The sequence below is a fragment of the Streptomyces sp. Ac-502 genome, assembly GCF_045222935.1.
GTDB lineage: Bacteria > Actinomycetota > Actinomycetes > Streptomycetales > Streptomycetaceae > Streptomyces > Streptomyces monomycini.
Genome location: NZ_JBHFFO010000001.1, coordinates 2,019,413 through 2,038,089, shown reverse-complemented (window position 1 = coordinate 2,038,089; position 18,677 = coordinate 2,019,413). Strand labels below are relative to the sequence as shown.

16 protein-coding genes and 4 pseudogenes are annotated in these 18,677 nt (G+C 72.3%); 10 read left to right on the top strand and 10 right to left on the bottom strand.

What is annotated here, in order from left to right:
• The first annotated feature begins 136 nt into the window (after nt 1–136).
• Both ACEXOX_RS09215 and ACEXOX_RS09210 read left to right on the top strand, forming a co-directional pair.
• Nucleotides 137–1,663, top strand: a complete 1,527-nt coding sequence (locus ACEXOX_RS09215; protein ID WP_406519911.1) for a glutamate--cysteine ligase — start codon at nt 137–139, stop codon at nt 1,661–1,663.
• Nucleotides 1,664–2,132: 469 nt separating this feature from the next.
• Nucleotides 2,133–2,911: pseudogene (locus ACEXOX_RS09210) on the top strand (CPBP family intramembrane glutamic endopeptidase).
• A gap of 175 nt (nt 2,912–3,086) precedes the next feature.
• Here ACEXOX_RS09210 and ACEXOX_RS09205 read toward each other — a convergent pair.
• Both ACEXOX_RS09205 and ACEXOX_RS09200 read right to left on the bottom strand, forming a co-directional pair.
• The gene (locus ACEXOX_RS09205) at nt 3,087–3,911 is read right to left on the bottom strand and encodes a PhzF family phenazine biosynthesis protein (RefSeq protein ID WP_406519910.1); all 825 of its coding nucleotides are present in this window, start codon (nt 3,909–3,911) and stop codon (nt 3,087–3,089) included.
• 291 nt (nt 3,912–4,202) lie between these two features.
• Entirely contained in the window at nt 4,203–5,006 is an 804-nt protein-coding gene (locus ACEXOX_RS09200) for an aminotransferase class IV family protein (RefSeq protein ID WP_406519909.1), read from the bottom strand.
• 160 nt (nt 5,007–5,166) lie between these two features.
• On the opposite strand from ACEXOX_RS09200, the gene ACEXOX_RS09195 reads away from it, so the two are divergent.
• Nucleotides 5,167–5,514, top strand: a complete 348-nt coding sequence (locus tag ACEXOX_RS09195; RefSeq protein WP_030019940.1) for a MerR family transcriptional regulator — start codon at nt 5,167–5,169, stop codon at nt 5,512–5,514.
• Between the two features lie 417 nt (nt 5,515–5,931).
• Here ACEXOX_RS09195 and ACEXOX_RS09190 read toward each other — a convergent pair whose 3' ends face one another.
• Together ACEXOX_RS09190 and ACEXOX_RS09185 are read right to left on the bottom strand one after the other, a co-directional pair.
• Nucleotides 5,932–6,093 (bottom strand): DUF2199 domain-containing protein, encoded by a 162-nt coding sequence (locus ACEXOX_RS09190; protein ID WP_406526275.1) that lies wholly within the window; start codon nt 6,091–6,093, stop codon nt 5,932–5,934.
• 87 nt (nt 6,094–6,180) lie between these two features.
• A pseudogene (locus ACEXOX_RS09185) lies at nt 6,181–6,238 on the bottom strand (hypothetical protein); the annotation flags it as partial.
• A 333-nt stretch (nt 6,239–6,571) separates the two neighbouring features.
• Between ACEXOX_RS09185 and ACEXOX_RS09180 the strand changes: the two are divergent.
• The 4 genes and pseudogenes from ACEXOX_RS09180 to ACEXOX_RS09165 all read left to right on the top strand — a co-directional run bounded on the left by ACEXOX_RS09180 (nt 6,572) and on the right by ACEXOX_RS09165 (nt 10,543).
• Nucleotides 6,572–7,174 carry a PadR family transcriptional regulator gene (locus tag ACEXOX_RS09180; protein ID WP_406519908.1) on the top strand — a complete coding sequence of 201 codons (603 nt, stop codon included), beginning with the start codon at nt 6,572–6,574 and terminating at the stop codon, nt 7,172–7,174.
• Between the two features lie 277 nt (nt 7,175–7,451).
• Nucleotides 7,452–7,981, top strand: a pseudogene (locus ACEXOX_RS09175) (Clp protease N-terminal domain-containing protein).
• Nucleotides 7,982–8,284: 303 nt separating this feature from the next.
• Nucleotides 8,285–9,349 (top strand): EamA family transporter, encoded by a 1,065-nt coding sequence (locus tag ACEXOX_RS09170; RefSeq protein WP_406526274.1) that lies wholly within the window; start codon nt 8,285–8,287, stop codon nt 9,347–9,349.
• A gap of 252 nt (nt 9,350–9,601) precedes the next feature.
• Nucleotides 9,602–10,543 (top strand): DMT family transporter, encoded by a 942-nt coding sequence (locus ACEXOX_RS09165; RefSeq protein ID WP_406519907.1) that lies wholly within the window; start codon nt 9,602–9,604, stop codon nt 10,541–10,543.
• Between the two features lie 119 nt (nt 10,544–10,662).
• Here the strand turns inward: ACEXOX_RS09165 and ACEXOX_RS09160 are convergent, their stop codons facing one another.
• Nucleotides 10,663–11,304 carry an FMN-binding negative transcriptional regulator gene (locus ACEXOX_RS09160; protein ID WP_406519906.1) on the bottom strand — a complete coding sequence of 214 codons (642 nt, stop codon included), beginning with the start codon at nt 11,302–11,304 and terminating at the stop codon, nt 10,663–10,665.
• An 11-nt stretch (nt 11,305–11,315) separates the two neighbouring features.
• Nucleotides 11,316–11,990 carry a pyridoxamine 5'-phosphate oxidase family protein gene (locus tag ACEXOX_RS09155; RefSeq protein WP_406519905.1) on the bottom strand — a complete coding sequence of 225 codons (675 nt, stop codon included), beginning with the start codon at nt 11,988–11,990 and terminating at the stop codon, nt 11,316–11,318.
• Nucleotides 11,991–12,025: 35 nt separating this feature from the next.
• Here ACEXOX_RS09155 and ACEXOX_RS09150 point away from each other — a divergent pair.
• Both ACEXOX_RS09150 and ACEXOX_RS09145 read left to right on the top strand, forming a co-directional pair.
• Nucleotides 12,026–13,356 (top strand): annotated as a pseudogene (locus ACEXOX_RS09150) (aminotransferase class I/II-fold pyridoxal phosphate-dependent enzyme).
• A 190-nt stretch (nt 13,357–13,546) separates the two neighbouring features.
• Nucleotides 13,547–14,182, top strand: a complete 636-nt coding sequence (locus tag ACEXOX_RS09145) for a GNAT family N-acetyltransferase (RefSeq protein ID WP_406519904.1) — start codon at nt 13,547–13,549, stop codon at nt 14,180–14,182.
• On the opposite strand, the gene ACEXOX_RS09140 is transcribed toward ACEXOX_RS09145, so the two are convergent.
• Complete coding sequence (locus tag ACEXOX_RS09140; RefSeq protein ID WP_406519903.1) at nt 14,179–15,321, bottom strand: DMT family transporter; 1,143 nt, start codon at nt 15,319–15,321, stop codon at nt 14,179–14,181. The two genes, ACEXOX_RS09145 and ACEXOX_RS09140, sit on opposite strands and share 4 nt — an antisense overlap.
• 75 nt (nt 15,322–15,396) lie before the next feature.
• Here ACEXOX_RS09140 and ACEXOX_RS09135 point away from each other — a divergent pair, with 75 nt between their 5' ends.
• Entirely contained in the window at nt 15,397–16,305 is a 909-nt protein-coding gene (locus ACEXOX_RS09135) for a LysR family transcriptional regulator (RefSeq protein WP_406519902.1), read from the top strand.
• A gap of 60 nt (nt 16,306–16,365) precedes the next feature.
• Here the strand turns inward: ACEXOX_RS09135 and ACEXOX_RS09130 are convergent, their stop codons facing one another.
• The 3 genes from ACEXOX_RS09130 to ACEXOX_RS09120 form a co-directional block, all read right to left on the bottom strand.
• On the bottom strand, nt 16,366–16,611 hold the full coding sequence (locus tag ACEXOX_RS09130; protein ID WP_406526273.1) for a GNAT family N-acetyltransferase: 246 nt from the start codon (nt 16,609–16,611) through the stop codon (nt 16,366–16,368).
• Nucleotides 16,515–16,829: a hypothetical protein gene (locus ACEXOX_RS09125; protein WP_406526687.1), complete on the bottom strand. Its 315-nt coding sequence runs from the start codon at nt 16,827–16,829 to the stop codon at nt 16,515–16,517. The genes ACEXOX_RS09130 and ACEXOX_RS09125 overlap by 97 nt, the downstream gene beginning before the upstream one ends.
• Nucleotides 16,830–16,968: 139 nt before the next feature.
• On the bottom strand, nt 16,969–18,570 hold the full coding sequence (locus tag ACEXOX_RS09120) for a carboxyl transferase domain-containing protein (RefSeq protein WP_406526272.1): 1,602 nt from the start codon (nt 18,568–18,570) through the stop codon (nt 16,969–16,971).
• Between the last annotated feature and the right edge of the window lie 107 nt (nt 18,571–18,677).

Sequence of the window (18,677 nt, the reverse complement as noted above, 5' to 3'; positions counted from 1 at the left end):
GTCGATCGGATTGCCGGGCATCATCGACCGTAGCGCGATCGCCGGGCCCGCCGGGGAGCCCGGCGGACCGGGCGCTGCCGGCAGGCCCCGGGCGGCCTGCCGGGCCGGGCCCGTCGACACGAGGAGGGACGCTCCGATGGGGGAGAAGGTTGCGGCGGGCGGCACCGGTCTCACCGACCGGCAACACTATCGGAGAAAGCTGCACGAGTGTCTGACGGGATTGCAGAGGCTCCTGAAGGACAAGCGCTTCGACCGCCCCAAGAATCTGATGGGGCTGGAGATCGAGTTGAATCTCGCCGGTCCCGACGGTATGCCGCGGATGATGAACTCGCAGGTGCTGGAGCGCATCGCGAGCCGCGATTTCCAGACCGAACTGGCCCAGTGCAACCTTGAAGTAAATATTCTTCCGCACCGGCTCTCCGGACGCGTCCTCGACCAGCTCGCCGAGGAACTGCGCACGGGTCTGGCCTATGCCGACCGCAAGGCCGCCGAAGTGGCCGCCCGTATCGTGATGATCGGCATTCTGCCGACCCTGGCCGCCGAGGACCTGGTCGCCTCCAACCTTTCGGAGATCGACCGTTACGTCCTGCTCAACGACCAGATGCGGGCCGCGCGCGGCGAGGACTTCGAGATCGACCTGGAGGGCGTCGAGCGGCTGGTCTCCTCCTCGGCCTCCATCGCGCCCGAGGCCGCGTGCACCTCGGTGCAACTCCACCTCCAGGTCACCCCGAACCGCTTCCCCGCCGTGTGGAACGCGGCCCAGGCCATCGCCGCCGTCCAGATCGCGGTCGGCGCCAACTCGCCGTTCGTCTTCGGCCGCGAACTGTGGCGCGAGTCGCGCCCGCCGGTCTTCCAGCAGGCCACCGACGTCCGGCCGCCCGAGCTGCGGGCCCAGGGCGTGCGTCCGCGCACCTGGTTCGGCGAACGCTGGATCGGCGCCCCGTCCGACCTGTTCGAGGAGAACCTGCGCTTCTTCCCGCCCCTCCTGCCCATCCACGCGGACGAGGACCCCCTCGCCGTCCTGGACCAGGGCGGCATCCCGAGCCTGGCGGAACTGGTGCTGCACAACGGCACCGTCTACCGCTGGAACCGCCCGGTGTACGGCGTCGCGGACGGCGTCCCGCACCTCAGGGTCGAGAACCGGGTCCTGCCGGCGGGCCCCACCGTCACCGACGTCATCGCCAACACGGCCTTCTACTACGGGCTGGTGCGGACGCTGGCCGAGGAGCCGCGGCCGGTGTGGACCCGTATGCCGTTCGCCGTGGCCGCCGAGAACTTCGACACCGCGTGCCGCCGCGGCATCGACGCCGTACTGAAGTGGCCCCGCCCCGGCCGCTCCGGCGGCCTCGGCGAGGTCGCCGCCGTACGCCTGGTACGCCAGGACCTGCTGCCGATGGCCGCGGCGGGCCTGGACGCCTGGGGCGTCGAACCGGTCGACCGCGACCACTACCTCGGCGTGATCGAAGCGCGCTGCCGACGCCGCGTCAACGGAGCGTCCTGGCAGGCCGCCGCCTACCACCACGCGCTCGGCCGCGGCCTGGACCGGGGCGCGGCGCTGGCGGCGATGACCCAGCGCTACAGCGAACTGATGCACTCGGGGGAGCCGGTCCACGCCTGGCCCGTCGAGTGGACCGCTGCGCCGGTGGCGGCGGGGCGGGGGTGAGGAGGCGGGGCGTTCGGCCTCGACGTCGTGGGTCAGGGCGGTAGGCGGCGACGGTCTTCATGGCGTCGGGCTCGTCCGGGACGGTGCTGCGGTCGGCGACGGCCGGGTGCTTTCCGGCGGGCTCGACGCCGTACTCGTTCCGCGGACGCACGGGGCTGCCGCCGACGTGTTTCAGGCGGGCCGGGCGGTCCGTCGGGGGCGGCGTCGGGCAAGCTATGACGTTCTACTCGTGGCGTTTCATGTATGACGCCGCTCATGGCGTTTCACGGCAGTGGAGTGGCAGTGGAGTGGCAGTGCGGAACTGGAGGCAGCTGTGCAGTCGGACGCGCGTCCCGTGGCGGGGGCGGAATCCCCTGGCCCGAAGCGGCAGGGCCCGGGCGACGGGCGGGACGACGGCGTGGACGGCGGTCCGGGTGGGGGACCGGGCGGGGAACTGGGCAGGGAGCCGGGCGAGGGGCCGGACAGGGGCCTGGGTAGAGGCCTGGACGGCGGGCTCTCGCAACGGCTCCTGCGCGGCGAGCTGGTGTTGGTCCTGGCGCTCTCGCTAGGCGCGAGCGGTGTCTCCGCGCTCATCAGCTTCATCGGGTCGCTGACCAAACCCGGCGGTCTCAAGGACCAGGCCGCGATGCTGAACTCCTCGCACGCGCCGGGACGCCCGTGGCTCGACCTCGCCTGGCAGCTGTTCGGTATCGCCACCGCGCTCGTCCCCGTCGCGCTGGTGGCGCATCTGCTGATCCGGGAGCGGGTCGGCGGCCTCCGGGCGGTGGGCTTCGACGGACGCAGGCCCGGGTTCGACGTGGGCCGCGGCGTCGGTGTGGCGGCGGTCATCGGGGGCAGCGGCCTGCTGCTCTACCTCGGCGCGCGGGCGGCGGCTTCAACCTGACGGTGGTGCCGGAGGGACTGCCCGACGTGTGGTGGAAGTTCCCGGTGCTGATCGCCTCGGCGGTGCAGAACGCGGTCGTCGAGGAGATCATCGTCGTCGGCTATCTGCTGCGGCGGCTGGGACAGCTGAAGTGGACCCCGGTGGCCGCGCTGGCGGCGAGCGCTTTGCTGCGTGGCTCGTACCACCTCTACCAGGGCATCGGGGGGTTCGTCGGGAACATGATCATGGGCGTGATCTTCGTCCTGCTGTACCGGCGCTGGGGACGCGTCGGCCCGCTGGTCGCCGCGCACGCGCTGATCGACATCGTGGCGTTCCTCGGGTACGCGCTGCTGGCGGGGAAGGTGGGGTGGCTGCCTACGGTGTGACGGGCGCTGGCGAGGCCGGGTGGGAGCGGGCGGGGGCGGATGGTGTTGGGGGATGGTGACGGGCAGGGGTGAATGGCGACGGACGACGGTCGTCGGCTTCGCCGCCGTGCGCCGAGGGGCAGGCCCGGCCGGATGCCGTGGCCGAGCCCGCCCGCGGCGGGGCTCAGGGCGCGGCTCAGGGGGCGGTGAGCAGCTCGCCGTCGATGACGGTGACGGCCGAGCCGGTCAGCAGCGTACGGTCGTCGCGCAGTGCGGTCCGTACGAGGCCGGTGCGGCGGGCGGGGCCCTGGAGGCCGGTGAGTTCGTCGCGGCCCAGCCTGGCCGACCAGAACGGCGCCAGCGCGGTGTGCGCGCTGCCCGTCACCGGGTCCTCGTCGATGCCCACGGCCGGGAAGAAGCAGCGGCTGACGAAGTCGTAACCGCCGTCGGGGGCTTCGGCCGCCGCGGTCGCGATCACCCCGCGGCCCCCGGGCGAGGCGAGGGTCCGCAGGTCCGGCTCCAGAGCCTGTACGGCCTTCTCGTCGGCCAGTTCGACGAGGAGGTCCCCGAGCTGTTCGCCGGTGTCGTACGCGCCGCGGATCTCCACGCCCAGCGACGCGGTGACAGCCGGCGGCACCTCGACCGCCGTCAGCGGGGCCGTCGGGAAGTCCATGGTGACCGCGCCGCTGCCGTCGGCCGTCGTGGTCAGCACGCCGCTGCGGGTGGCGAAGCGGACCGTGCCGGTGGCGGTCCCGGTGGTGTGCAGGACGTGTGCAGTGGCCAGAGTGGCGTGACCGCACATGTTCACCTCGGCGGCCGGGGTGAGCCAGCGCAGCGCCCAGTCGGCGTCACCACCCGCGGGCAGCGGGTGGGCGAAGGCGGTCTCGGAGAGGTTGACCTCGGCGGCGACCCGCTGGAGCCAGGCGTCGTCGGGGAAGCCGCCGGCGTCGAACAGGACGACGCCGGCGGGATTGCCGCCGAAGGGGCGGTCGGTGAAGGCGTCAACGATACGAATCCTCATGGTCTGTAGCTTAGGAGTCCACATTTGGCACGACCAAGGCCAATCAAATTCATGTGGACTGGTTTTTGGTCCGTGACGGGCTCGCAGCAGAAGAAGTGGCCGCCTGTTGGGAGGGCGTGACGGGAGCCAGTCAGGGGGCGACACGTTGCCGAGCTCCGGCAGTCAAGGCCCTGCGCCCTCCCGCCCCCTCTCCCTGCTTCAAGACGCGACTCCCTGCCTCGGGTCCCTGCCTCGGGGCGCGACCCCCTGCCTCAGGATGTGGTTCCGTGCCTCAGTGCGTGACTCCCTGCCTCAGGGTGCGACGAGCGGCTCGGCCTCGTACGCGCGGTGCAGCAGTGCCAGGAAGCCGGGAGCGTCCGGCAAGGGTGCGGAGCCGATCCGGTGGACGGCCACGCCCGGCGTCCACGAGTTCATGACCACCCCGCCGGCCAGTGCGGGCAGGTCGGCGAGAGTGACCTCCTGGACGCGCTGGGGGACACCGAGTCCGTCCAGCTGCCGCCGGACGATGCCCATCGTGGTGCCGCCCAGCATCTCGGCCTCGGGCCACACCACCGAGGTGCCGTCCCAGAAGGCGAGGTTCCAGATGGACGCCTCGCTGAGCCGGCCGTGGCGGTCGACGAAGGCGGCGTCGTCGAAGCCGCGCCCCACGGCCTGCCGGAGGAAGTACGTCTTGCCCACCTCGCCCACGTGCTTCACGGCCGGGAGGGTCCGCTCGTGCTCGACCGGCGCCAGCGCCAACGGTCCCTGTGGTCCCGACGCGGCCGGGCCCGTACGGACCAGCACCTCGGGCTCCACCTCGGCCTCGGCCACGGTGAATTCACCTGCCGGCGAGTACACGGTGGCCGTCAGCGACAGGTCGGCCGGCCCAGCCTCCAGCGCCGTCCTCAGGTAGCCCCGTATCCGGTCGTCGGCCACCACCCTGCCGAACATGACCTCCGAGGCGGTCCGCAGCCGCTCCAGGTGGAGGTCGAGGCCCCGGACCCGGCCCCCGCGCACCTGCATGGCGGTGAAATGGGCGTAACCCGCGAACGCGAGCGGTGCCAGATCCTCGGCCGACGCCGCCCGGCCGTCACGGTGCACAACGAAAGAGGTCACGACATCACTCCAGCTCGTACGGGAAGAGGGGGTGGCGGCAGCGGCCCGTCTTCCGGATCATGGACGGCGGGCGCGGAACGTTCGTTCCGTGGGCGACGTTAAGGCTTCACACCGATGGAAAGGTCAAACTCGGATGGGACGGGGCAGTGGGGCGGGGCACATGCTGATCGGGGAGTTGTCCCGGCGTACCGGAGTCAGTACGCGGCTGCTGCGGTACTACGAGGAGCAGGGCCTGCTGAACGCGGAGCGCGGCCCGAACGGCTACCGCTGCTACGACGACGACACGGAGCTCACCGTGCGCCAGGTCCGGGCCCTCCTGGACGCGGGGCTGACCACCGAGGCGATCCGCGCGGTGCTGCCGTGCGCCCGGGGTGAGCAGCCGGAGCTCGAAATGTGCGTGGACGTTCGAACCGTCCTGAACCGGGTACTTGCGGACACCGACGCACGCATCGGCGACCTCCAGCGCAGCCGTAGCGCCCTCGTGGGCTACTTGGAGGCGAAGTCCTGACCCGTCGGGTCACCAGCGGAGCGGCGCTTCCTGGGGCGTGACGGGGCCGGGGACGCTCGGGGCCGTTCACGGTGCTGCGACACCTGCGGCAAACCGGGAGGTCGTACGGATGCGGAAGCGGAGACGGCCGCAGTGGCGTACGCAATATCCCCTGTCCGACCGGATGGTCAGGCATCTCCGCCGGACACGGTGGGCCTTGGCGGCCTTCTTCCTGTTTGAACTGACCGCGTTCTCCCTGGCCCTGACAGAAGATCAGCCGAGCACCTGGACCCTGATTGGGACAGGATTCAGCACGGTCTACTTGCCTCTCATACTCCTCATGACCCACCGGCTCCTGCGCAAGGACAGCAGGGCACGAGCGTCACCAGAGGACTGACGCCGCCCTGCGACCCGGCTCCGCCCCTGGACCGGTGCGGATCAGGCGCCATCGCCGGCGGGGTGGAGAACAGCCGCCTCGATGTCGCGCACGCGGTCCAGCGTGATGCCGTGGCGCTGTTCAACGGCGAGGGGGTGGTCGGTGGGCTCCAGCTCGATGAAGGGGAGCTGACCGACGGGACGAGTGTGAACGTGGGTCTTCAGGTTGACGGTGCTGGGCGAGTACGACCAGCCCCTTGACGAAGTAGTGCGCAGCCTTGGTGACGCACTGATCGGAGGAGAGCAGGCTGTCGTCGGTGCCGGCGAAGCTCGGGTCCCAGTAGCAGGGGGCCGTGGTCGAGTAGTGCATCGGCAGCTCCGCGTGGTGCTGGCCGCAGCATGAGCAGGTGAATCCGGGGGCGCTGGTCATGAACGAGCGATTAATGACCGGCTCCGGCGCAACGAGGTCAGTCGCCTTCCCAACTCAGCATCGAGTGCGCTGAAACAGAGCCCCGCACGACTCAGTTCGCTGAGGCTTCGCTGAGACAACGACTCGGTTGAGGGAAGCAGGTCCAGGTCCAAGACTCGCCGACCTCGGGCGTTGCCATCCGAACAGTTCCGATATATCGTTGAAGCATCGCGAACGATCACGGTGATGTCGCGATGGATCACAGATGCAGTCACGACACGGAAGGAGCGCCTTATGCGTTCCCATGGACACGAGCACCACGGACACGGCCGGCGCGGTGGCCGCGGAGACTACGAAGGGCGGTTCGAGGAGCGGCGAGCCGCGTTCGGGCCGTTCGGGCCGCCCTTCGGCGGGCCGTCGTTCGGCGGCCGGGGCCGCGGTGGCGGGCCGCGTGGCCGGGCGCGGCGCGGTGACGTACGGGCCTCGATCCTGGCCCTGCTGAAGGACCGGCCGATGCACGGTTACGAGATGATCCAGGAGATCGCCGAGCGCAGTGGCGGAGCCTGGAAGCCGAGCCCCGGCTCGGTGTACCCCACCCTTCAGCTCCTGGAGGACGAGGGGCTGATCAGCAGCGCGAGCGAGGGTGGCAAGAAGCTCTTCTCGCTGACCGAGGCCGGACGTACGGAGGTGGAGAACGTCGCCGACGCGCCCTGGGAGGAAGCCGGCCGAGGCGTCGACTGGGAGGCCATGAACGAGATCCGCAAGGCGGGCGGCGGCCTGGTCGACGCGTTCCGGCAGGTGTGGGCCACCGGTACGCCCGAGCAGCGGGAGAAGGCCATCTCGGTGGTCAACAAGGCCCGCAAGGAGCTGTATCTGATCCTCGCCGAGGACGAGTGAGCCGCTCGCCGTCGCACGCGCGGAGCTGAGGCGCGAAGATGACACGTGAGTTCGGCAGGGGCCGTGACCGGGGGACCGGGTCACGGCCCTTTTGTGTCCGGACGGGCCTGCGGAGGTTTGAGGTGGTGGTGTGCGTCCCACTCGGGCCCCTGGGGTGGCGCGTCGTCTCTCCTTCGCAAGGATGAGATTCCGGAAAGGCGTGCCCAACCACGGGCGGATGCGCAAATGCTTCCCGCCGGGGATGTTCCGGACGTCAGCTGCTGGTGGGGTGGGGACTGTGCAAAACCGTACTGCGTACAACAGTGGAGGGGCTCGCCCCGCGAGGACCTCGAGACGCGGCTCACCGCGGAGCTCGCGTCGGTGATCTCCGCTGCCCGCAGGCGTGCCACGCGGGACGGTGACCGTCAGGTGGACACGGCCCACCTGCTGCACGGGCTTCTGGAGTCGGACCCGTCGGTACGGGCGGCGTTCGACGGCGGGGCACAGATCGCCCGGCTGCTCGGCTATCTCGTCCAGCGCAGCATCGGGTACGGCCTCCAGTGGCACGGCACCGTCGAGGATTCCGGCGCGGTGCCGATGGTGACCGAGGGCATCGCGCCGGGCTGGTCGCCTGCCGCGGCCGCCGCCCTGGACGGCGCACTCGACCGCGCGCACGCCCGGTACGCGACCCATGCCGCCTGTCTGGACCTGCTCGCGGCTCTCGTGGACGACTCCGAGTCGCGCGCGGTCGAGGTGCTGCGCAGGGCCTCGGTCGACACGGAACGGCTGGCGGCCCGGCTGGACGGGGACCGTTCCGGCCAGGAATGACAGGCGTCACTGGGGTGACGCTGCTGACGGCTCCTGTCATGATGTGCCGATGCGTGCGTCTACGGGGAGTGGAGCGGCTCCGGGGGCCGGCGGGAACCTGGGGGAGCCGGGGGCGTCGGGGAAGCCGGGGGCGTCGCAGGTCTTGACGGTCTCACAGGCCTCACAGGCCTCACAGGCCTCGCCGGTCTCGAAGGCATCGCGAGTCTTGCGGGCTTCGGGAGGGCCGAGGGGGCGTCGGGCGCGGAGCGTCCGGAGAGCGGTGGTCCGACCGGCCGGAGCCGGAGCGTCGGGCTCACGCTGGCGCTGATCTCCGCATGCGCCTTCGGCGGTTCGGGAGTGGCCGCGAAACCCCTGATCACCGCCGGTCTCGACCCCTTGCACGTCACCTGGCTGCGGGTCGCGGGCGCCGCGCTCGTCATGCTGCCCGTCGCCTGGCGTCACCGGCGGCTGCCGCTGCGCCGCCCCGCCCTTCTCGCGGGTTTCGGCCTGCTCGCCGTCGCCGGCGTCCAGGCGTGCTACTTCGCGGCGCTCTCACGCATCCCCGTCGGCGTCGCGCTGCTCATCGAATACCTCGCGCCCGCGCTGGTGCTCGGCTGGGTGCGGTTCGTCCAGCGGAAGCCGGTCACGCGGGCCGCGGCGGTCGGTGTCGTCCTGGCGGTCGGCGGGCTGGCCTGCGTGGTGGAGGTGTGGGCCGGTCTCCGTCTCGATCCGGTCGGGCTCGCTCTGGCGCTCGGCGCCGCCTGCTGCCAGGTCGGTTACTTCGTCCTCTCCGACCACGGCAGCGACGGTGCGGACGCGGCGGATCCGCTGGGTGTGATCGCCTACGGGATGCTGGTCGGCGCGGCCGTGCTGACCGTGGTCGCGCGCCCATGGGAGATGGACTGGCCGGTACTCGGGGGCAGCGCCTACCTGGACGGCACCCGGGTGCCCGCCGTACTGCTGCTCGTGTGGATCGTGCTGATCGCCACCGTGCTGGCGTACGTCACCGGCGTCCTGTCGGTGCGCAGGCTGTCTCCGCAGGTGGCGGGGGTGGTGGCGTGCCTGGAGGCGGTGATCGCGACGGTACTGGCGTGGGTGCTGCTCGGCGAACACCTCACCGCGCCGCAGGTCGTGGGGGGACTGGTGGTGCTGGCCGGCGCGTTCGTCGCGCAGTCGGCGACGCCGAAGGCGGGCCGGACGGACGAGAGGGGTGGGAGAGACACGGCGCCTGTACGGACGGGCGGGGCCGGATCGGGTGAGGACGTACCCGGCGAGGCCGCCCCGGACGAGGAAGCACCGCGCCGGGCCGACACGGACGAGGCCGCGGAAGGCGACACTCCGGGTCTCGAAGACGGGCAGGGCTTGTCGGCTGGCCGGCGCACCTCCTAAGGTGCCGATCATGCGCCTGACCGTGCTGCCCCCTCCCGCCGCGTAGCGCGGGCGGCGGTCTCCGAACGAGTATCCGCCCCGGGCCTGACGTGATCCGCAGGACGCGTTCCGCCCCGGGCCGGTCGCTGCTGCCCGTACACGGGACCACGCGACCACTCCACGGCGCTCGACGCCGTCCCGGATCGCCCGGAGAAGCACAGCCACGCATGGTGTCTCTTCCCCCGCCCTGCCTGTGGGCCGGGGCTGTTGTACGTGACCGTCGCCGTGACCGCCTGGGGCACAGCGGGCGCGGCCGCCTCCCTCCTCTACGGCAGTAGTGGCCTGGGCCCCCTCGCTCTCACCTTCTGGCGCACCGTCGGCGGCCTTGTGCTGCTGTCGGCCGTACGGGCGGTACTGCGCCGTCGGGCGGCGCACGCGCCGGATTCCGCCGTACGTCCGAAGCAGCCGCTGCGGCGCCGCGTCGTACGGATGGCCGTCACGGGGAGCGCGCCGGCTGTCTTCCAAGCCACGTACTTGGCGGCGGTGGGGAGCACGGGACTGGCTGTCGGCACCGTCGTGGCCATGGGGGCCGGGCCCGTCCTCGTCACGCTCGGCGCGCGGTTGACCATGGGCGCACGGCTCGGCGCCGGAGGAGTTCCAGCGGTCGTGGGCGCACTGGCCGGGCTGGCCGTGCTGGTGCTCGGAGGTGGTGATTCCGGTACCGTACGGCCCTCCGGTGTCGCCTTGGCGCTGCTGTCCGCCGCGGGCTGCGCCGTGACGACGCTGACGACCCGCAGTCTGGAGCAGGCCGGTGACGCCGCCGATGCGTACGGTTCCACGATCAGCGCCTTCGCCGTCGGAGCCGGGTGTCTGCTGCCGTTCGCCGCGGCCGAAGGGCTGTGGCCGCAGGCAGACGAACTGGGCCGCAGCCTCTGGCTCATGGGCTACATCGCCGCCGTACCGACGGCCCTCGGCTACGGCCTGTACTTCGCGGGCCTGGCGGCCGTGCGTGCGGCCACGGCGTCGGTGATCTCGCTGGTCGAACCGGTGCCCGCGGCGGTGATCGCGGTGCTCTTCCTGGGCGAGGAGCTGACGGCGGGCACGGTTGTCGGTACGTGTGTGCTGCTCGTGGCCGTCGCGGGACTGGCCGTGGCCGAGGCGCGGGAAGCGGCGGCGGCCCGTACGGGCAGGGCGCGGGCGGCGACGGTGCGCTGACCGGCGGGTGGAGCCGGGGCCGATTCGGGGCGGTCCCGGCTCCACCGTCTGCCACCCACCACCGGGCGCCCGGCCGGGTTGCGGACAGGGGCCCTTGGCTGCGGTCGGCCGTCGGACGGTCAGCCGCTGCCGGCCGTCAACCGTCGCAGCTGATGGGTACGGGCCTGGGCGTCACGGGGCGCGGCCCGCTCGGCCAGGCGCTCGGAGATGCGCCGCTGCACGGTCCCGCTCCGCTTGCCCGCGTACTTGAACTTGGCGCGGACGTCCGTGACTTCCAGCCGCAGCCCCCGAATGCCGGGCAGTTGGCGCCCGTACGGCGGGCCGTCGGCGGTGACGGGCGCCGACCCGCCTTCGGGCTGGAAGTGCCCCATCTGCCGTGCCAGCAGCGCGGCCTTCTCCTGCGGGGCGTCCACGACATGGGGCGTGCACGTGAGCTGGACGGCGGCGTAGAAGCTGGTGGGGACGCCGTGCTCGGGCGGCTCCTCCTCGGCGGCCTGCCACGGCCCCGGTATGAACACGTAGTCGTCCACGACGCTGAGCAGGACGGCAGGGGCGGTCTCCAGCGCGCGCCATATCGGGTTGGGGCGGGCGAGATGGGTGACGGCCTCCCGGCGGGCCGGGTCGTAGGCGAAGTGCAGGGGCTGGACGAGGGGCGGGGAGCCGGGCGGGCCGTTGACGGCGAGCTGGCCGAAGTCGTGGCCGGCCAGCCAGTCCTGCCACTCGGCGTCGTCGGTGGGCGCGTCCCAGGGGTGGATCAGCATGCGCTCCTCCTTCAGCGTGCCGAGAGGTAGGCGGGCTCGGTGATGTCCGGGGCGAGGTCGTCGGCCGGGACGGGTGTTCCGTAAGCGGGGGCGACCGGCAGGACGCCGCTCCAGTGGGGGAGCGGGAGGTCCTCGGGCTCGTCACTCGGGCCGCCGGCCCGGATCTTGGCGGAGACCTCGTCGAGGTCGAGGCGGAGGACGGCGGTGGCGGCCAGCTCCTTGGCGTTCGCCGGCCGGGAGTCGGCGGCCCGGCCGGGCACGACCTGGTCGACCAGGGCGTCGAGCGCGGCCGTCTTCTCGTCGTGGTCGATGACCTGGCGGGCGGTGCCGTGGACGACGACGCTGCGGTAGTTGATCGAGTGGTGGAAGGCGGACTTGGCCAGGACCAGGCCGTCGACGTGGGTGACCGTGACGCACACGGGCAGGCCGGGGTCGGCCGTCTCCCCGGCCATGCGCAGCGGGCGCGAGCCGGTCGAGCCGTGCAGGTAGAGGCGGTGGCCGGCCCGGGCGTAGAGCGTGGGCAGGACGACGGGGGCGCCGTCGCGGACGAAGCCGAGGTGGCACAGGTAGCCGGCGTCGAGGATGGCGTGCACGGTCTCGTGGTCGTAGGCGGCGCGCTCGCGGGCGCGGGTCGGTACGGTGCGCTCCGTCCGGGTGAAGGACAGCTCCTGGGGCGCCTGGGGCATTGCGTTCTCCATTGCACTAGTGCATAATTGGTTTTGTGCTAGGAGAGTATCGGATCGAAGGGCGGCGCGCATCGGAGATTGCCGCCAGTGTCGAGCGAGCCGTCGGTGCGGGTGAGCTCCAACCGGGCGAAGTCCTGCCCCCCATGCGAGAGTTGGCCGTCTATCTGGAGGTCAATCCCAATACGGTGGCGTCCGCGTACCGGACACTGCGGGACCGGGGTGTGATCGAGACCGCGGGCCGCCGCGGTAGCCGGGTGCGCCCGCGGCCGGCCAGCACGGCCCGTGAGGCGGCGCTCGGGCCCCTGCCGCCCGGCGTGCGCGACGCGTCCGCCGGGAATCCCGACCCCGCGCTGCTGCCCGCCCTCGGGCAGGCGCTGGCCGAGGCCGCCGCCCGCAGCGCGGAGCGCCCGACGCTGTACGGGGCCCCTGCGGTCGGCACGGAGCTGGAGCGGATGGCTCGCGCCGCCTTCGAGGCCGACGGGGTGCCGAGCGGCTCGATCGCCGTCACCTCGGGGGCGCTGGACGCGATGGAGCGGGTGCTCGCTGTGCATCTGCGCCCCGGTGACACGGTCGCGGTCGAGGACCCGGGCTGGGGGAGCCTGCTCGATCTGATTCCCGGCCTCGGGCTGCGGGCCGTTCCGGTCGCGGTGGACGACGAAGGGCCGCTGCCCGAGCAGGTCGGCCGGGCGGTGCGCGACGGCGCCCGGGCCCTGGTCGTCACGGATCGGGCGCAGAACCCGACAGGTGCGGTGCTCAGCGCCACCCGGTCCCGGGAGCTGCGCGAGGTGCTGGCGAGCCATCCGGACGTGCTGCTGGTCGAAGACGATCACGGCCACGACATGGTCGACCTCCCCTGCACCCGCTCGCGGGCGCCACGGACCACTGGGCGCTGGTCCGCTCCACGGCCAAGGCGTACGGCCCCGACCTGCGGCTCGCCGTGCTGACCGGCGACGCCGTGACGGTGGACCGGGTGCGCGGCCGCCAGCGGCTCGGTCCCGGCTGGGTGAGCCATCTCCTGCAAGACGCGGTGGTGCACCTGTGGCGTACGGGAGCGGTCGACCCGAAGGCCGTCGCGGACGCGTACGGCAGACGCCGGAACACCTTGATCGATGCCTTGGCGGCCCGCGGCGTCCGGGCGCGGGGGCGCAGCGGGATGAACGTATGGATTCCGGTGCCCGACGAAACCGGCGCGGTCGCCCGGCTGTTGCACGCGGGCTGGGCCGTAGCGCCCGGAGCGCGCTTCCGCATGGATTCGCCGCCCGGCATACGCATCACCATCGCGGGCCTCGCGGAGGACGAACTGCCGGCACTGGCGGACGTCGTCGCGTCCGCCGTCGAAACGAAGGAGGCGCGCCGTTACGACTGAGGTGAGCACGGAAGCGTGGGCGCTGCGGCTGCGGGCGGGCCATGAGGCCGGCCGGTGAGATGCCACATCCTGACAGGCGCTCACAAACTGCGTGGCCCACTGAACGACTGGCTGACCGGTTGGCCGACTGGTTGACCGACCGGCCGGCTGATCGAGGATTGAGGGGGACGATGCTGGTTACGATCGCACGATGTCTGATCAGAGCTTTCTTGTGCGTGGTCCGCGGGTGGCCGTCCGGCGGATCTCCTTCCAGGACCGGGAGGAGATCGCTGTCCTGGACCGTGAGAGCGCCGCACTGCACCACCCGTGGATCCCCGCGCGGGACACCACGGAGGAGGCGTTTCGCGCGTACGTCGCCAAGTTCGACCAGCCCACCCATGAGGGCTTCGTGGTGTGCCTCCGGGAGAGCGGTGCGATCGTCGGGGGCGTCAACATCAACAACATCGTCCGGGGCGGCATCCAGAGCGGAGCTCTCGGCTACGTCGCCTACGCGTCGACCACCGGGCACGGCTATATGACCGAGGGGGTCCGTCTCGTCGTCCGGTACGCCTTCACCGAGCTGGGGCTGCACCGGCTGGAAGCCAACATCCAGCCCGGCAACGCCTCCTCCGTCCGGCTCGTCGAGCGGCTGGGGTTCCGGCTGGAGGGCTACTCCCCGCGCTTCCAGTATGTGGACGGTGCGTGGCGCGACCACGAACGGTGGGCGGTGACGGCCGAGATGACCGAGACGGCGGAGACGCCGGAGAGGGCTGAGGCGGCGGAGACGACCGAGGTGGCCGAGACGGCGGAGACGACCGAGCATGCCGCCGGGCCGGACCCTCGCTAGGCGGTGCGGCGGGGGCGGCTCTGGGTCAGGGCGGCACCGGCCAGGACGATCAGCGCGCCGACGGGAGTGTTCCAGCTGAGTGACTCGCCGAGCAGGGCGACACCGGCCGTGGTGGCGATAACCGGGACGAAGTAGGTGACCATCTGGGCGGTGGTGGGACCCACCTCCGCCACCAGCCCGTACTGCAACAGGAAGGCGAGCCCGGTGCCCAGGGCGCCGAGCGCGACGACGGCGAGAAGGGGGACGACGGGGTAGGCCGCCGGAGCGGAGGTGAAGAGAGCGGTCACCAGGCCGACCTGGGCCGTGGCGAGGAGCATCTGGGCCCCGGAGAGGGCGACGTGGGAGACCTTGGCGCCGGCCAGGGTCCGCCGGACGTAGATCCAGCCGATGGGGTAGCTCAGCGACGCACCCAGGGCCATCACCGTGCCCGTCGGGTCCGTTCCGGAGAACCCCTGCCAGGCGCCGAGCACGGTCAGTACCCCTAGGAAACCGAGGCCGAGCCCCGCGACGCGGCGGCGGGTGGGCCGGTCCTCGGAGAGGGCGACAAGGGAGAGGGCCATGCCCCACAGCGGGGAGCTGGCGTTGCAGATGCTGGCCAGGGTGGAGGGGATGGTCAACTCGGCGTAGGCGAAGAGGGAGAAGGGGAGGGCATTGAGGAAGAACGCGGCGACCGTCAGATGACCCCAGGTCCGCGCGGAGCGGGGCAGCCGCTCCCGCTTGACGGCCAGTACGGCGATGAGCACCGCCGAACCGAATGCCAGGCGACCGAAGGTGACGTGCAGGGGAGTGTATCCCTGGGTGCCGACCTTGATGAAGAGGAAACTGAAGCCCCAGACCAGGCTCAGGATCGCGAACCGCAGGCGCCAGTCGAGGGCGCGGTGTGGCCTGCCCCGGCGGGCGGTGGAGCGGTCCGAGGTGGCGGAGCGAGGTGGGGGTGGAGGCGCGGCGGGTGCGGTGGGCCCGGGTGGAGCGGAGTGCGCGACGGCTGGGTTGGCTGCGTCGGACGTGCCGGCTTCGGAGACGGGCGACGTGGCTGTCGGAGGAGTGGGTGCTGGGTCGGCTTCGGCTTCGGAGAGGGGTGGTGCGGCTGCCGGGGGAGCGGGTGCGGTGTCGGTTCCGGAAGGGGTGGCGGAGCTCATGGGGACTACGATGCGGTTCCATGATCTTGTAGCACAAGCGAGTTTTCGTAGGGGGTACCGCTTAGCATTGCTTAGATGTTGAACCTTGATCGCCTGCGGACGCTGAGTGCGGTGGCCCGGCACGGCTCGGTGAGTGCGGCGGCGGACGGGCTGCATGTGACCACCTCCGCCGTCTCGCAGCAACTCGCCAAGCTGGAGCGGGAGACGGGCCAGCAGCTCCTGGCCAAGAACGGCCGCGGCGTGCGGTTGACCGACGCCGGCCGGCTGCTGGCCGACCATGCCGTACGGATCCTCTCGCAGGTCGAGCTGGCCCAGGCGGAGCTGGAGGCCCACCGCGGTCAGGCCGTCGGTGAGCTGCGGCTCGGAGCCTTCCCCACCGCGGCGCGTGGACTGTTCCCTGCCGCGCTGGCCGGGCTGCGTGCCGAGCACCCGCAACTCCGGCCGCGACTGCGGGAGATGGAGCCCGACGCCTCGGTGCGGTGCGTGGTGCGCGGTGACATCGACCTGGGTGTCGTGCTGGACTGGCACAATCGGCCGCTCTCGCTGCCCGAAGGGCTGGCGAAGGTGCCGATCCTGAACGACCCCGCCGACGTCGCCCTGCCGGCCGGCCACCCGCTGGCGCACCGCGACTCGGTGGACTTGGCGGAGCTGGCCGACGACGAGTGGGTCTCCTGGCCGCAGGGCGAGTTCTGCCACGACTGGCTGATGTTCACCCTGCGCGGCCAGGGCATCGAGCCGCGCATCTCGCACATGGTGGACGAGCACCACACCCAACTGGCGCTGATCGAAGCCGGGCTGGGGGTCGCGGTGGCACCCCGGCTGGGGCGTGGGCCGGTGCCGGCGGGGGTGCGGGTGGTGCCCGTACGCCACACGATGCAGCGACACGTCTACGCGATCTGGCGTGCCGACGCCGACCGGAGACCGTCCATCCGTGCCGCGGTCGCCGCGTTGCGCGCGGCGGGTGAGGAGATCGAGGGCCGCTGAAGGATCCAGGGGTGAGGTGCCTCTGCGGGGTCCGGCCGTGTCCGGGCCCAGCGGGCGGGGCTACCCGTGGTCGCCGTCCGGGAGCAGGGCCGGGGGAACAGCCGCTGACCCGTTGGCCGGCGGTGGTACATCGGTCTGCAACAGAAGGGGCGACGTGCCGAAACCCTGCCGTGTGTAAGCCCGGACCGCTCGGACGCTGGAGTGCACCGTCACGCGTTCGAGTCCCTGCTCGCGGGCCCTTTCCAGCACCGCGTCGATGAGCCGTCCGCCCAGCCCGCCGTCCCGCTCGTACGGAACGACGTACACACACTGCACATCACCTGATGCCCGGTCCAGCGCGTACGGGCTCGGTACGCGCCGAGTGACTGCCAGCCACGCCACGCCATGCCGATGACGGTGTCGCCACAGGCCATGACCGGGCAGTGCTGCGGGGACGCGTTCTCCCGCGACCGCGACCACGCCACGAAACGGCGCACGAACGCGTCGCACGTGGTGACGGGCGGCGCCCCGTCGGCCTCCTGCACCCACTGCCATCGGAGGGCGGCGACGGCGGCCAGGTCGATCGGGCGGGCAGGTCGTCCGGATGAGCGGGGCGGATGCGGAGGACGGGGCGGATGCGGAGGGTGTCTATGGGGGCATGGCGAAGCGAGGGGAGCCGTCGCGTCACTGGGATGCGGGAGGCGGGACGACGCCCCGGATCAGGCCCAGGTCCAACAAGTCCTGGGGACGTAGCCGGAGCTGGTCGGCGGTGTCGCGTACCGCGTCCGGGTCGCGCTTGAGGATGGCGGCGGCGGCTTCCGGGGCGATGACGGAGAAGTAGCTGTCCGGTGTCGCCCACAGCCGGCCCGGTGCGGCCAGCGCCAGCGCTCCGCCGGATCCGCCCTCCCCGATCAGCAGCGAGGTGACGGGCGTACGGACCGAGGCCAGCGCGGCGAAGACGTCCGCGATGGCGGCGCCCGCGCCGGCGCGTTCCGCTGCCGGGTCGTTGGCCGCCCCCGGGGTGTCGATGAGGGTGAGCACCGGTATGCCGAGCCGGTCCGCCATCCGGATCAGCCGGGCGGCCGTACGGAACCCCGCGGGGCGCACGGCCGTACCGCATTGGGCGGCGAACGCGATCGTGCGCCCTTCGCGTCGGCCGAATCCGCAGCGTATGCCCGGGTCGGTGCCGCCGCAGCGGTCGCCGCTGATCTCCTCGCGCCAGTCGAAGTACGCCTCCAGATACGCCGCGGCGCGCGGCCGCCGCGCGTCGCGGGCGGAACACACCGCCTCCCATCCGGACGCGGGGAGTTCGGAGGTACCGAGAGCGTTCGGGGGCGGGGCGGCCGTTGTGGCGGGGTTCGCTTCGGCGGGGTCTGTAGTGGCGGGGGCGGCTTCGGGTGGAGCGGTTCCGGCTGGGGATGCTTCGGGTGGGGCTGCTTCGGCAGCTTCGTCCTGGCTTGCCGTCGCGTCCGGTCTCACGACCGGTGCCGCGTCCGCCGCTGGTGCCCCGTCGCCTCCTGGTGACAGCAGTCGCAGCCAGCGGCAGAGTACCGTGCGCAGCTTGTCCGGCGGGACGACGGCGTCGGCCTGGCCGGCCGCTACCTGGCCCTCGGCGCTGTACGCATACGGGTCGGCACCCGCCGGGCGCACACGTGAGCCTGCGAAGCCGACCTGCGCGCCCGGCAGCGCGAGCACGACATCCGCACCCGCGCCGAGTGTCGCCCAGCCGCCGCCGGTCGTCGGATCGCGCAGCACGGCAACCTGAGGGAGCCGCGCCGCCCGGTTCAGCGCGGACCGGCCGGCCACCCGCTGGAGCTGGGTCAGGGCCCGCATGCCCTCCTGCATCCGGCTGCCACCCGTGGCGATCAGCGTCACGACCGGCAGGCGCAGCTCCCGGGCGCGGTCCCAGGCGGCCACCAGTCGATCACCCGTACGTTCCCCCAGGGAGCCGCCGAGAAAGCCGAACTCAAAGGAGACCAGGACGGTTTTCACGCCGGCGACACGGGCGAGGCCGCAGACCACCGATTCGCTCTCACCGGTCCGTTCCTGCGCCCGCTGCCGTGCGGAGCCGTAGCCGTCCCAGCCGAGCGGCCCGTCGTCGTACGGGGCAACGGCCGCAGGCTCGACCGCCGGGCCGATACCCGCTCCGACCGTTGGACCGTCCGCCGGGCACGTTGCCGGTGCAGCCGGTGCCCCGGCGGAGTCACCAGCGCCCGCCCCCACCGTCGCACGCCGCTCCGCCTCCGGTGCGGCGAACTCCGCGAAGTCGTCCGTCACGACGGAGATCGCCTCGCGCGCGGACCAGCGCGGCGACGGCCCGGCAGGCGCGGGCCCGGCAGACGGGGGCCCGGCAGACGGGGGCCCGGCAGGTGGGGGCCCGGCAGGCGCGGGCC